12 protein-coding genes are annotated in these 14,214 nt (G+C 44.2%); 3 read left to right on the top strand and 9 right to left on the bottom strand.

Translation table 11 applies throughout. The features are described from left to right. Positions 1 to 69: 69 nt before the first annotated feature. Positions 70 to 1,692 carry an L-aspartate oxidase gene (gene nadB / locus ACSLUR_RS02575; RefSeq protein WP_448551518.1) on the top strand — a complete coding sequence of 541 codons (1,623 nt, stop codon included), beginning with the start codon at positions 70 to 72 and terminating at the stop codon, positions 1,690 to 1,692. On the opposite strand, the gene ACSLUR_RS02570 is transcribed toward nadB, so the two are convergent. Continuing rightward, positions 1,689 to 2,117, bottom strand: coding sequence for a hypothetical protein (locus tag ACSLUR_RS02570; RefSeq protein WP_448551516.1), 429 nt, complete (start codon positions 2,115 to 2,117; stop codon positions 1,689 to 1,691). The two genes, nadB and ACSLUR_RS02570, sit on opposite strands and share 4 nt — an antisense overlap. 52 nt (positions 2,118 to 2,169) lie before the next feature. Further along, complete coding sequence (locus ACSLUR_RS02565) at positions 2,170 to 2,421, bottom strand: FAD assembly factor SdhE (RefSeq protein ID WP_115999186.1); 252 nt, start codon at positions 2,419 to 2,421, stop codon at positions 2,170 to 2,172. Between the two features lie 143 nt (positions 2,422 to 2,564). Here ACSLUR_RS02565 and ygfZ point away from each other — a divergent pair, with 143 nt between their 5' ends. Both ygfZ and ACSLUR_RS02555 read left to right on the top strand, forming a co-directional pair. Continuing rightward, positions 2,565 to 3,539, top strand: coding sequence for a tRNA-modifying protein YgfZ (ygfZ, locus tag ACSLUR_RS02560; protein ID WP_448551514.1), 975 nt, complete (start codon positions 2,565 to 2,567; stop codon positions 3,537 to 3,539). 67 nt (positions 3,540 to 3,606) lie between these two features. Continuing rightward, positions 3,607 to 4,119: an FKBP-type peptidyl-prolyl cis-trans isomerase gene (locus tag ACSLUR_RS02555; protein ID WP_448551511.1), complete on the top strand. Its 513-nt coding sequence runs from the start codon at positions 3,607 to 3,609 to the stop codon at positions 4,117 to 4,119. Between the two features lie 141 nt (positions 4,120 to 4,260). Here ACSLUR_RS02555 and ACSLUR_RS02550 read toward each other — a convergent pair whose 3' ends face one another. The 7 genes from ACSLUR_RS02550 to recJ all read right to left on the bottom strand — a co-directional run bounded on the left by ACSLUR_RS02550 (position 4,261) and on the right by recJ (position 14,149). After that, positions 4,261 to 4,809, bottom strand: coding sequence for a YkvA family protein (locus tag ACSLUR_RS02550; protein WP_448551509.1), 549 nt, complete (start codon positions 4,807 to 4,809; stop codon positions 4,261 to 4,263). A 151-nt stretch (positions 4,810 to 4,960) separates the two neighbouring features. Next, positions 4,961 to 5,236: a hypothetical protein gene (locus ACSLUR_RS02545; RefSeq protein ID WP_448551508.1), complete on the bottom strand. Its 276-nt coding sequence runs from the start codon at positions 5,234 to 5,236 to the stop codon at positions 4,961 to 4,963. 185 nt (positions 5,237 to 5,421) lie between these two features. Then, complete coding sequence (locus ACSLUR_RS02540) at positions 5,422 to 6,699, bottom strand: energy transducer TonB (protein ID WP_448551506.1); 1,278 nt, start codon at positions 6,697 to 6,699, stop codon at positions 5,422 to 5,424. A gap of 315 nt (positions 6,700 to 7,014) precedes the next feature. Beyond that, on the bottom strand, positions 7,015 to 9,039 hold the full coding sequence (locus ACSLUR_RS02535) for a peroxidase family protein (RefSeq protein WP_448551504.1): 2,025 nt from the start codon (positions 9,037 to 9,039) through the stop codon (positions 7,015 to 7,017). A gap of 476 nt (positions 9,040 to 9,515) precedes the next feature. Then, positions 9,516 to 11,075 (bottom strand): lysine--tRNA ligase, encoded by a 1,560-nt coding sequence (gene lysS, locus ACSLUR_RS02530; protein WP_448551502.1) that lies wholly within the window; start codon positions 11,073 to 11,075, stop codon positions 9,516 to 9,518. 76 nt (positions 11,076 to 11,151) lie between these two features. Further along, a protein-coding gene (gene prfB / locus ACSLUR_RS02525) for a peptide chain release factor 2 (RefSeq protein WP_448551500.1) occupies positions 11,152 to 12,250 on the bottom strand; the annotation gives its coding sequence in 2 pieces (ribosomal slippage) (positions 11,152 to 12,174 and positions 12,176 to 12,250; 1,098 coding nt in all). A 141-nt stretch (positions 12,251 to 12,391) separates the two neighbouring features. Next, entirely contained in the window at positions 12,392 to 14,149 is a 1,758-nt protein-coding gene (recJ, locus tag ACSLUR_RS02520; protein ID WP_448551498.1) for a single-stranded-DNA-specific exonuclease RecJ, read from the bottom strand. Between the last annotated feature and the right edge of the window lie 65 nt (positions 14,150 to 14,214).

The raw sequence follows: 14,214 nt of genomic DNA, 5'->3' as shown, positions 1-14,214 counted from the left end.
TAATATTGTGATTTTTACACCTTTAACGGCCTGGCTAGGCAGTAAAAAAGCAATCAAATAGAGAGCATTATGAGCAAACAGCACAATTGTGACGTGTTAATTATTGGCAGCGGTGCAGCAGGTTTAACCTTAGCCCTGCATTTAGCGAAAAACGCCGATGTTATTGTATTAAGTAAAGGGCCAATTAATGAAGGCTCAACTTATTACGCACAAGGCGGTATCGCTGCTGTTTTTGATGAAAACGATAGTATTGACTCTCACGTGCAAGACACACTGATTGCCGGCGCTGGCATTTGTGAAGAAGATGTTGTGCGCTTTACCGCAGAAAATGCCAAAGCCTGTTTGGAATGGCTGATTGAACAAGGGGTAGAGTTTGACCAAGAAGAAAGTGACAGTGGCGACGCGAAATATCACTTAACCCGTGAAGGCGGCCACAGCCACCGCCGCATTCTGCATTCTGCTGACGCTACAGGACAAGCGGTGCAAGAAACCTTGTCAACGCGTATTAAACAACACAATCGTATTCGCGTGTTTGAACGTTACAACGCAATTGATTTAATTAACAACTCAGACGAAGGTGCTGAAAAAGCCTGTGTGGGTGCCTACATTTGGAACCGCAATAGTGAAAAGGTGGAAACCATTCACGCCCGCAAAACCATCTTAGCCACAGGCGGCGCCAGCAAGGTATACCAATATACCTCAAACCCAGATGTCGCCAGTGGTGACGGTGTTGCTATGGCATGGCGCGCTGGTTGTCGCGTCGCAAATATGGAATTTAATCAATTTCACCCAACCTGCTTGTATCACCCTGATGCTGGCACTTTCTTGCTAACTGAGGCACTACGCGGCGAAGGTGCAATTTTGCGTCGGCCTAACGGTAGTCGCTTTATGCCAGAGTTTGATGAGCGTGCAGAATTAGCCCCACGCGATATCGTTGCCCGGGCAATTGATTATGAGATGAAGCGTCTAGGCGCCGATTGCATGTACCTTGATATTAGCCACAAGCCAGCAGAGTTTATCAAGCAGCATTTCCCAACGATTTATCAAAAAACCATGTCGCTTGGTATTGATATGACCAAACAACCTATTCCTGTCGTACCAGCCGCACACTATACCTGTGGTGGCGTGATGATTGATAAGAATGGCCGAACTGATGTTGAAAACTTGTATGCCATCGGTGAAGTGGCCTATACCGGTTTACATGGTGCTAATCGTATGGCGAGTAATTCACTCTTAGAGTGTTTAGTATTCGCTCGTGCGGCAGCAAGCGATATTGCTAACCATTTAAAAACTCCGCAAAAGTACCTAAAACTGCCAAAGTGGGATGAAAGCCGTGTGACGGATTCAGACGAAGAAGTGGTAATTCAACATAACTGGCACGAACTGCGTTTATTTATGTGGGATTATGTCGGTATTGTGCGTACAACCAAACGTTTAGAGCGTGCATTGCATCGCGTTGAGCTGCTGCAACGTGAAATTGACGAGTACTATCAAAACTTCCGTGTCAGCAACAACTTATTAGAACTAAGAAACTTAGTACAGGTTGCTGAATTAATTATTAAAAGTGCATTGCTTCGCAAAGAAAGTCGCGGCTTGCACTACACGCTAGACTACCCTGAATTAGCGCCGTCTTCTGGCAATACAATATTGTCACCGAATCACTCAAGAGAAGTTCAAGGCCAGTTAAGCTAGCGGCCCTTTTGTGCCGCTTTAATTAAATAGCTTAAATAGCAAACTTGTTGATAATTTAGCTGAGAACGATAGATAAACAGCTCGTACTGAACATTCTTTCGTATTCGAGCTATTGTATTTTTGCCTGCCAGTCCTGCTGCCTGTTTGTCTAGCACTTCCGTTTTATCTAACAACACCAACCAAAAGCCTAAAAAGCTCAATCGACTGGCACTGTCTGCCACATAAGTACCTTGCCGCCAATTTATCTCATGCTCAGGCAGCGCTATGGTTAGCTGTTCAGACTGGGACTCAAAAAAGTAACGCTTGGTTAGATAAATTAGTGCGGCACTGGAAGCGAAAAGTAATAGCAGCCCATGCCATAACCACTGCGCGGTTTGTGCGTTGATTTGCGTAAAATAAAAAACAAGATAACAAGCTGTCAGCAAAGAGCAGCCAACAGCGAGCAGCCAATTAACTTTTATTGGGGTGTAGCGAATATCACACTTTGATGCGGTTAAGAATAATTTGCACGATTTCCTTAAGTGCTGGGTCTTCACATTCCTCGTGTCCCATAAACCAGGCGAAAAGCTCAGGGTCGTCGCATTCTAGCAAACGCTCAAACTCTCGCTTGTGTTCTTCAGTTAAGTCGTCATAAGCGTTTTCAACAAACGGCATAAACAGTACGTCAAGCTCCAACATACCACGACGACATGCCCATTTTAGGCGCGCTTTATTTTTAGCTAACGACATTTCTTTTCCTCATAATCAAAACTAGCTGCATTCTACCAATTTCACAAATAATACCAATTGAAATAAAGTCCAAGCTTTCGCTTGTTTTTTTTGAATCTGCCTATACTTGTATTTCAAACCTAATTTTCTGCATTAATCACCACATGAGCTCAGCACTACCGAATCTTTCGACACTGCCCCCCAATTTTATGATGCCTTTGCCGCAACTGTCTGCGATCAAACTTGCCGGTGAAGAGCAGCAAAAATACCTGCAAGGGCAAGTGACTTGCGACGTTAATGAGCAACATGCTCACAGCTTGCAGCACGGTGCCCATTGCGATGCCAAAGGTAAAGTGTTATCAGTATTCAGGCTAATGACACACCAAGGTGCATTGTTACTTGTTCAGCTTGAAAACTCAGTCAAAAGTTCACTTGCAGAATTACAAAAGTTTGGTGTATTTGCCAAAGTAGAGATTAGCCAAGCAACAGAACTCACCTTTACTTGCCTGGTTGGCGAAGATGTGAGTCAACAATTAGCCAACCAAGTTGGCAGCTTACCTGACGCCCTAACTCCCGTTGTTACGCTCCAAGGCGCAAGTATCGTTTACTTGGCAGGCAAAATCACTCGTTATTTAGTTGTTGCTAGCGCTGAAGAGAGCGAACAACTGCTAGGTACAATTGAAGCAGAGCAAATTAGCCCCGAAGCATGGCAGCTATTGGAGATTAGCGAAGGCTTTCCACAACTTAACGAGAGCACAGTAGCCAAGTACGTTCCACAAATGCTCAACCTAGATAAACTCGACGGAATTAGCTTTACAAAAGGCTGCTACTTAGGCCAAGAAACTGTCGCCCGCATGCAGTATTTAGGCAAAAACAAAAAAATGATGGCACTGTTAACAGGCCACAGCGAAACGACGCTCGCCTCAGCCATTGGCTTCGAAAAACAAATGGCTGAAAACTGGCGTACCGGCGGAGATGTACTTGCTAGCTACCAAGCCGATACTGGTGAGCTTTATATTCAAGCCGTTGTTGCCAATGAATTATCTGACAGCGACGTGCTTAGGGTTAAAGATAACGACAGTGTTAAACTTTTTTTAACCGCACTACCATATGAACATACACAGAATGCAGATGAATAACGCCAAGTGAAAAAGCTTAGTTTTATTTATTCACCCTATTATTTAATTTTACGAGCGCTTTAATTTTATGAAAATTTCAAACAATGCAGTTGTTAAACTTCACTACGCAGTATCAGATAGCGAAGGTACCTTAATCGACAGCTCTTACGATCATGAGCCACTTAATATTATCCAAGGTACTGGCTACTTAATTCCGGGTCTTGAGCAAGCTCTAGACGGCCGCGAAGCTGGTGACACATTTGAAGTAGATGTGGCTGCCGACCTTGCTTACGGTGAGCGTTTCGACGAATACGTGCAAACCGTACCAAAAGCCGTGATGGAAGGTGTGGATGACTTACAAGTTGGCATGCAACTGCGCGCAACAACAGATGAAGGCGAGCAAACGGTTATCGTTGTGGATGTTACTGACGAAGAAATTACCGTTGATGGTAACCACCCGCTAGCAGGTATTGATTTACACTTCGACGTAGAAATTCTAGAAGTACGTGAAGCGACTGCAGAAGAGCTAGAACACGGCCATGTGCATAGTGAGAAAAGCGAAGAAGGCGGCTGTGGTGATAGCTGTGGCTGCGGTAGTTAATCGCTAACTTAAGACGACAATAAAAAAAGCCTCAATTTTTCGTAAAATTGAGGCTTTTTTTATTTAATTATTTAACTTAGGTTAATAGCTTAAGCACAAATAGCTATAACCTGTATGAGCTTTGGCCTTAACAGCAATAACTTAAAAAATTGAGCGGAAGCCTGAGCGTCCACTGCGTCGTGAGCTGCGACGATTACGCATACGGCTATGCAACTCTCTGCGTTTTGAATCTAGCCAATCTTCTGTAGTAATTTCTTTATCGCCGGCACGGCCTTGCTCACGTTCACGGTATGCACAAAACTCTTCAAATGCTTCGATATCGTCTTGTAAATCTTCTACAACTAACTCAATCATAATCGCATCATCTAAAAAGCCTAGTGCTGGAATATGATCCGGTACTAAATCTTCTGGATCACTAAAGTAAGCTAGTGCACTTAGCACATTCGCTCGCTCTTCCCCGTCTAATTTCCATTGGGCATCTTCTACCATGGTGACTAAAACTTCGAGCTTACGTAAACGGTCGGCGACGAACTCTGGCACATCTGCTTGCACGCTCGCACTAAGCTCTTTGGCCTTAGCCAGAATATCGTCTTCACTTAAGTGCGATGCACCGTCAATCGCTTTTTTCATTACTTCGCGAAAATGCGCTAAATCTGAATCTTTTAATTCAAACTTTACCTCAAATGCCATTTCGTTATTCCTTATTGTTTTCGGTTAGCGAACATACTCTAACACAGCCTAGCTGGTTAAAAAGTAATGCGTGTTAAAAAATTAAGCGCCAGCTAGTTTGAAAAATACCGATAGGTTCGGCGCCAGCTGACTAGTAAATGCATATAAATGATTAAAGTCGATCTATTTCACGTTTTAATTGCTCGGCAGGGTCAGTAATAATCCGCTCTAAGGTCGCTACTCGCGCTTTAAGTGACTCTACTTCTTGAGATTTTTCTTCTATTTGGCGCTTTAATTCCGATTCTATCAGCGCGTCTTTATCCTCTAATGAAACACCTAGGCTCATTCCTCGAGATAAACCTAAAGCGAAACGCTTATCTAGCCAAGCAAGTCCTGCAATCGAGGCCACAATAGTGAAGATTAAAACAGTTTTTTCAATAATTTCCATATTCAGCTCCCAAACGATTAAACAAAGTAAAATCAGTGATGACTAAGCACTCCCCCCACTAGTCATCAGGAGCTTATTTTTATTACAACTTTTTTGATGTTTTTTTGTGCACAAAAATAAGAGAGACAAAAACCCTAAGCCTTATTACCCTGAATTAGAAGCCCTGAATTATTAACCATGAACTACTAACCCTGTAATCTTGGCTTTTCTGCCACCGCACTTTTTAGCTGCTTAGCTGTATTGCTTGGATTTAGTTCAACTAATTTGAAGCTCGCCTTGTTATCGCCATAAACAAGGACATTACAGCCTTGCCAGCTCTGCGGAATTTTCCAAATAGATTGCTCATTAACAGTGTAAACGTGGCGTTTATTACGACAGCGTATGTCCAGCTTGTGCAGCTCCCCTGAGACATCTGCGAGTTGGAACTCATTGCGAATTAAGGTGTGCTGCCAAAAGTCTCTTTTCCCGATAAAACCTTGGGTAACTATTGGCGTATCACTGGCAATAAAATCAATAAGCGTTTGTTTTTGCTGTTGGTATGCCGGCCAGTTAGGTTTGGCAGAGGACAGTAACAAAAGCTTATCAACGGTATCTAACGCATCGCCGACACGGCCAAAGTCGAGTTCTAATAAAAGCTTGTCATGTAACACTGGAAATAATGCTGCATCAAGAAACTTATAGTGTCGTTGCGTGCTCGCTGAAATAGCTTCGTCTGCAGATTCACCCTGTTTCACTTTGACGCCAACAGCATCGACAGTATCACTTTGTACTGCGCGTTTATGGTCAAAGAAGCCGCTAACGCCAGAGAATTGAAATGTTTTGTTAAGGTAATTAAGCTCTTTTCGCTTATTTTGCTGGTGCTTTGCATAGCGTGTCATTAACTGATATTTATAAAATGACTCGCGTAGCGTTTTTACCTCATAGCTTTCAAGCTTATCAATTAGCTCAGTGATATCTTCCTGAATATTTTTATTAAAGGCTTTTTCAAGCTTACGATATAAGCTGAGAAAACGTCTTGAAACGCCTTCTTGCTCACGGGCCATTTTAAAGTCAATTTGAACACTATTTTTACACTGTTGGATCGGCTTACCACCTTCCATTGCAGGCTCATATTGCCATTGCTTAAGTGCTTTTAACGCTTCTCGTTCAAAGCTCTTGCGCCCTGTTGATTCCAAAATAACGACATTACTGGTTGAACCGTCAGGCTCAACAATAAAGCTCAGTCTTACCCAGCCATCTATTCCCTTTTTAGCCTCACTAATTGGAAATTTTGGCGGCACGCGAAGCTTAGCTTTAGCATCAATAATCTGCGTTATTTCAGTAGATAAAATTTGCTTAGCTCTGGCAGCCTCATGACTAGACTGTTCTTGTGGCGACGTTTCAGATGGCAGCTTAGCAATAGCTGCAGAACTAAAAGGAAAGTGGACGAGAATTAAAAATATTAATGAGTAACGCTTGTTCATAAGCAGCTCCTTTGCAAATTAGAAATACTATAGCAACTCCATTTATGTAGGCAAAGGGTAAGCGCCATGGCCAATATCATCTAATAAAAAGTAGCGAGAGAACCTCAGCCTTTCATAACTAATCTGCTTCTCGCTACTGTTTTTCGCGTAACCTTGAAATGCCCTATCGCTAGTGCAATTTGGCAGTGCAGTTATGTTATCCATACTCTACTTTAAGATAATTGTTTGATCTCTTGAGTAAAAAAGCACCTAAAGGTGCTTTTTATTTGAGTTGTTACTAGCAGGTCACTATATCATCAACATAACGTCACAAGATTAGTTTCTTTTTAGATAAAAAACACTGTCTTGAAGCTCACTGCCTATACTGGTATTGGCTCGAATAACTTCGGCTAAAGTCGTGCCTTCTACTAACCTTAACTCTTCTGGCGACAAGTAACGCTGATACCAAAAGCGATCGCCGTCTCGAAAGGCTTCAAACTGGCGAATGTGCATGGCACGGAATAACTCTCCCATTTGTGAGCCGACTTCGCTAAGCGGGTCTTCAGCCAGTCCTCCAGTAAACAAGTCAATATCGTCAACCGTTTCATATGTTTGCGCCAACGCTGCTGCAAGCTCAGAGTTTGAAGTAATTTCATTGAAGCTGGTAACACGCTCAAAACCAAACACATCTCGCATATCGTTGTACGAGGGTACCCCATGATCTCGTCCACGTTGAATGTTAAGTGAAACCAGATCTAAGCCTCCCGCTCCTGGCTGTCCGAACAAGAAATTTCGCAGTTCATGGGTTACATTAACATCAAGTTTTTGACTAAGTTGACTCGCCTGACCTCTCAAAATAGGGTCTATGCTTGTTTCATTAGTCAGCAAGTTAGGGGCGGTAAAAAAGGCATCACGCAATGATAAAGCGCCAGCCTCAATGCTATTGCCTTGAGCATCTAGGCGCAGTAGTTGATTGTTAACTAATGAATGGCCATAGCGATAAGCCGCAACTGCAAACTCATTGAATAGGCCTGGATTTACCGCCGCATTGTAGCCACGATAATCACTAATTGCGTCCTCTCCAATGAGCGCCGGTAAGTATTCTTGATAGGTGATAATCTGAATTTTCGCGATTACTAGTCGCCTTGCCGCTTGATATATTTGCTCACCACTGGCATCAGGGTTCGCCTGCGCCATATTGGTAGCAATGCGGTTGTGCTCACGTACCCATAATGTATGCATAACCGCTAGGCCTACCTGTTCATTGGCACGAATATCCCCCGCCAAGAACAGTTGCTCATCATCAACAGCAAAGGCATTTGCGTTGGTCTGCCCATTAATATTAAAAGGTAGCAAGTTACCTTCGCTAGTCGCCAAATAAGGGCTCTGTTCACTTACTCGCAATGCAAGTGCACGTTCGTCATCTGAGCCGTAGATCATGCTGCCATCGATCCAGGCCGTAAGTTCATTCTCTTGCTCACGCGGATTGCTTTGGTCAGTACCAGTGTTGTGGTCAAACAAGGCCCGCGAGAACAGAATAGTTTGTTCGCCAGTACCGCGAGGGTCGAAATAGGTGTCGCCACGTGGCACAGCAATATCAGCGGCTTCTTCAACACCATCGGTAACGCCAATATCATGGTCAAGAAATTGCCCCCACTGCCAAAGAAAATCTGTGGTACCAAAAGTATTTGGTATGATTTCACCATCTTCTTGAGCATGAATATTATTCGACACAACCCTAGCACTTGGACGCGCAGCTCCTGCTAATGAAGCAATACCATCTTCATAGTCAGCGACTGCCCAACGCGCTAAATGGCTAAATGAAGAGCCCCAAAGCGTATTTGTTTGATTGTTGAAAGAGCCATCAATCGTTCTGACCTCGCGGTTATTAACAAAACGAGGGTCATTGCGTCTATTGTTATTTGCCTGATTTCTCCTGTCTTGAGCATTCTCGTTAATACCCTGTGGAGAGGCTCTTCGGTCGCTAACCTGTATGCTAACCTCGTCTGACGAGCTGGCATTGTCACTATCAGTGACGGTTAGCCTAAAGACTAAACTCTCATCATTGGTAGTTGCAGGTGCGCGAAAACTTGGGGTAAGTGTATTGGTGTTGTTTAAATTAACAGGTGTGCCCGAAACCTGTTGCCAAACAAAGCTCACTTCCCCTTCAGCATCAGTAGCAGTGCCTGATAAAGTAACAAAGCTGCGCTCATCAACGTCTTGTCTCGCGCCTGCATCAACAAGGGGTAACACATTACTGCTGCTATTTGTACTTGTCTCGCTGTCGCTGCTACCACCACACCCTGTTAGCGCTAAACACACTGCCAATGCGGTATAATTAAAACCTGTTTTTTTCATCATTTCATGCCCTACAAACTGAATTGAATTAGTGGGCGGTTCGCCTGCACCACAAATTTTTATGGCTGTATTTGGCAATTACCCACGCTGTTAAGTCAGTATTTTTGTGACTAAGGAAGAAACCCCGTCAACGCAATACTTAGTGCGCGATTGAAAAATCCATTTCCAGAATGTCCTGTTCATCAACTCTGATGGCATTGTAGGTGTTAGGTTCAGTGCTTGTCATAAAGCCCAAAGGAACTCCATTGAAACTTCACACTCTGAGCAAAATCTGCACAACTTCTGCACATTTCGTATCGTCAAGTGCGAACCTCGCAAGGGTTAACATGAAAAATAACTAGGGCTGTTGAATCGCGTTAAGAGCGAGCTAGAAAACAAAAAAGCCCAAACGTTTGTTTGGGCTTTTCTTCATCTATTTTGGAACGGGACGTATTTTAGGCAGCAAGATTAGCACAAGGCTAAATAGCAGCTACTTATGCTTATTCCGCTAGCGGACGCATATGCGGGAATAAAATCACGTCTTTAATGGTTGGCGAGTCAGTGAATAACATCACTAAGCGGTCGATACCAATACCTTCACCGGCTGTTGGTGGCAAGCCGTACTCAAGTGCGTTGATGTAGTCTTCATCAAAGTGCATCGCTTCATCATCACCCGCGTCTTTCTCTTCCACTTGCTTACGGAAACGTTCGGCTTGGTCTTCGGCATCGTTAAGCTCAGAGAAACCATTCGCTAACTCACGACCACCAACGAAGAATTCAAAACGGTCAGTAATGAATGGGTTTTCGTCGTTACGACGTGCCAGTGGCGATACTTCCCACGGGTATTCAGTGATAAACGTCGGCTGGTCAAGTAAGTGCTCAGCGACTTCTTCGAAGATTTCACAAATGTACTTACCTGGACCCCATACTTTCGCCGCATCACCTTCTTTCACATGTGCTTTTTTCGCTAATGCTTTGATGGTGTCGAAGTTGTTTTCAGGGTCGCGCAGTGCCGCTTCATCTTCGCTGGTTACCATGCCTTCTGGTGCGTATTTCAAAATCGCGTCAACCATAGATAAACGCACAAATGGCTTACCAAAGTCGTAGAACTTCTCTTCTACCACTTCGCCTTCAGCGTTTTTCACGGTGTTGCGGATCACTGGATTACCCATCACATCTTCCGCAAGCGTGCGTAGCATGTCTTCAGTTAAGTTCATTAAGTCATGGTAGTCAGCGTACGCTTGGTAGAATTCAATCATAGTGAATTCTGGGTTGTGACGTGTTGATAAGCCTTCGTTACGGAAGTTACGGTTAATTTCGAAAACACGCTCAAAACCACCAACCACTAAGCGCTTAAGGTAAAGCTCAGGGGCAATACGCATGTACATTTGTACGTCTAACGCATTGTGGTGAGTAATAAATGGTTTCGCCGTTGCACCACCTGGAATGGTTTGTAGCATTGGCGTTTCCACTTCCATAAAGTCGCGATCCGCTAGGAAGCGACGAATACCTTCAACAATTTTCGAGCGAATACGGAATGTTTCACGGGTTTCTTCGTTAGTGATCAAATCCACGTAACGCTGACGGTACTTAGTTTCCGTATCTTGTAAGCCGTGGAATTTTTCAGGTAATGGACGTAGCGACTTAGTGAGTAACTCGTACTTGTCCATATTTACATACAAATCGCCTTTGCCTGATTTGTGCAAAGTACCTGTTACGCCAACGATATCACCGATATCCAGCACACCGCCTAAACGGGCTTTAATGTCTTTCTGTACGGTTTTATCAGCGTAGGCTTGAATGCGACCCGTCATATCTTGTAATACCAAGAATGGACCACGCTTAGCCATCACACGACCAGCAATGCTGTAAACGTCAGTTTCAGCTTCAAGCGTTTCTTTGTCTTTCTCACCGTGGGCAGCTTGTAAATCAGCTGCATAGTGTTTTCGGTCAAACTGGTTTGGATGGCCATTAGCCGGGCAGTTTTCGCGAATTTGCGCTAATTTGCCGCGACGCTCGGCGATTAATTTATTTTCGTCTTGATTTGCTTGGTCTGTCATTTTCAGTCTCAAACTTGGTTAAAATACAGCTAACATTTCGCAGGTTAGCTTAGTTAATATTCAAAAAATTGGGTTATTAAAGACCAGACTTCAAGCTAGCTTCAATAAATTTGTCTAAATCACCGTCTAATACCGCTTGGGTATTGCGGTTTTCCACGCCAGTTCGTAAATCTTTAATCCGGCTATCGTCTAATACGTAAGAGCGAATTTGGCTGCCCCAGCCGATATCTGATTTCCCTTCTTCGAGCGCTTGTTTATCTTCGTTTTGCTTTTGAATTTCCATTTCATACAGCTTAGCTTTTAAAAGCTTCATGGCTGTTGCACGGTTCTTGTGTTGTGAGCGATCGTTTTGACATGCCACCACAGCGCCCGTAGGAATATGGGTAATACGAATCGCTGAATCGGTTTTGTTAACGTGCTGACCACCAGCACCTGACGCGCGGAATGTATCAACGCGTAAATCGGCTGGGTTAATATCAATTTCGATATTGTCGTCAATTTCAGGGTAAATAAACGCTGAAGCAAATGAGGTATGACGACGACCACTAGAATCGAATGGTGACTTACGTACTAAACGATGCACGCCCGTCTCAGTGCGTAGCCAACCATAAGCATATTCACCAGAGTATTTAATGGTGCAACCTTTAATACCGGCAACGTCACCGTCTGACACTTCAATTACTTCAGTTTTAAAGCCGTGTGCTTCACCCCAGCGCAGGTACATACGCATCAGCATTTCTGCCCAGTCTTGCGCTTCGGTACCACCTGAGCCTGATTGAATGTCGAGGTAACAATCGTTTTCATCTTGCTCGCCAGCAAACATACGGCGAAACTCTAGCTTTTCAAGCTGCTCTACCAGTTCTTGTGCTTCGGCTTCAGCTTCGTTGAAAGTATCTTCGTCTTCAGCTTCAATCGCCAGCTCAACTAAGCCTTCAATATCTTCACAGCCTGCTTCGAGCTGCTCAATGGTGTTGACCACAGCTTCAAGCGCCGAGCGCTCTTTACCCAGCGCTTGTGCGCGCTCTGGCTCGTTCCAAATTTCCGGTAATTCTAATTCGCGAGTAACTTCGACTAAACGCTCAGCTTTGACTTCGTAGTCAAAGATACCCCCTAAGCATGGTGGTGCGTTCTTTAATGTCTTTAATGGTGTTTAATACAGGATTAACTTCAAACATTCGGGTCGAAAACTCTTATCAAAATGCCGATTGGAAAAGTCCGGCATTGTAGCTCAATTGCCTGTCTAATTAAACGACTAAATAAATGGCTAATTAAACGAGTAAATGCATGGCTAAATAGGCGGCTAAAAATAGCGCTTTTTACAAGGCTTTCAAATGCTCCACCATCAATTGAACATTTTGCTTACCGCGAAACTCATTGACCGATAATTTATAGGCGATATGGGCCTTTTTCGCCTGACTATTCGGCCACGCTTTGACATCAATATTAAAAGCGATGGCATCAAAGGCAATATTGTCTTTTTGCACCACCAGCTTTAAGTGTTTTTCGCCAACTATACGCTGTTGTAACAGCTCAAATTCATCGTCAAATAGTGGTTCAGGGAATTGTTGCCCCCAAGGGCCTGCTTCTTGTAGTAAATCCGCAAATTCAATGGTCATTAACGAGGCGGGTAATTCGCCATCAGATAGCAGCGTACCGGTGAGTTGCTCTTTGTCTAACCAAGCTTCGGCATATTGGCTAAACAGCTGATTAAACTGATCGAAGTTTTTCGCCTGAATCGACAAGCCTGCTGCCATGGCATGACCGCCAAACTTGATAATAATATTCGGATGTTGGCTATCGATATGCTCAAGTAAGTCACGAATATGTAAGCCTGGGATTGAACGTGCTGAGCCTTTGATTTCCTGTTCGTTATCAAAAACGCCATCTTTATCAGGAAAGTCAGCATCCGCAGCAGCAAACACAATACTCGGACGGTGGAACTTCTCTTTTAAGCGACCGGCGACAATACCAATGACCCCTTGGTGCCAGTCTTTTTGAAATAGCGCAATGGCAAAAGGCAAGTTGTCTTCTGAAAACTTAAGGCTCGCAAGCACGCGCTCCGCTTCCACTTGCATCCCTTGTTCAATTTCGCGGCGGGCTTTATTGAGTTCATCCAACTCTGACGCCATTACCCGCGCTTCCATTAAATCATTAGCCAGCAAGCAATTAATGCCATACGACATATCATCCAATCGCCCTGCCGCATTAATCCGTGGGCCAAGGGCAAAGCCAAAGTCCGCCGCGACTAGCTTAGCTTGATCGCGTTTAGCGATTTCAATTAACGCTTGAATACCGGGGCGTGTGAAACCCGCGCGAATACGTTTTAACCCTTGTGCTACCAAAATACGGTTATTGGCATCAAGCGGCACCACATCAGCGACCGTACCTAACGCCACTAAATCGAGTAATTGTGCAAGGTTCGGCTCTGGTATTTGTTGGTTAGCAAACCAGTTTTCATCACGCAGCAGTTTACGCAGTGCCAGCATAAAATAGAAAGCAACACCCACGCCAGCTAAGGCTTTTGACGGGAACTGACAGTCGTACTGATTGGGGTTAATAATGGCATCGGCAGGCGGTAGCTTTTCACCGGGCAAGTGATGATCTGTAACTATCACCTGCATGCCAAGCGATCGCGCGCGCTCAATACCCGCAAAGCAGCTAATACCGTTATCGACGGTAATGATCAGCTCAGCCCCTTGCTGATGGGCAATTTCCACGATTTCTGGTGACAAACCATAGCCGTATTCAAAGCGATTCGGCACAATAAAATTATGCGAGCGGCTGCCTAGCAAGGTTAAGGCTTCCATCATCAACGCTGTGCTGGTTGCGCCATCGGCATCAAAATCGCCGACGATGGTAATGCGTTTGCCTGTTTGCAGTGCTAGATAAAGAATGTCACAGCCCGCAGCTAAACCCTTCAAGCTAGTTACTGGCGCCATTTGCTTAAGCGTTAATTCAAGCTCATGATCACCCGCGACACCTCGACTGGCATAAAGCTGACGTACCACAGGGTGAAGATTCATCGGTAAATGTAGGTCGGCAACTGGCGTGCGGCGAATGATTTGTTTTTGCATGGTGTCAGCGTAATTTGAGTTTTAGGAAGCAAAGCTGCGGTATTAAGCGCTAATTCTACTTAGAT

This window comes from Thalassotalea montiporae, assembly GCF_053485855.1.
The sequence above is the reverse complement of the archived record's forward strand: the minus strand, read 5'-3'. Positions and strand labels throughout refer to the sequence as shown.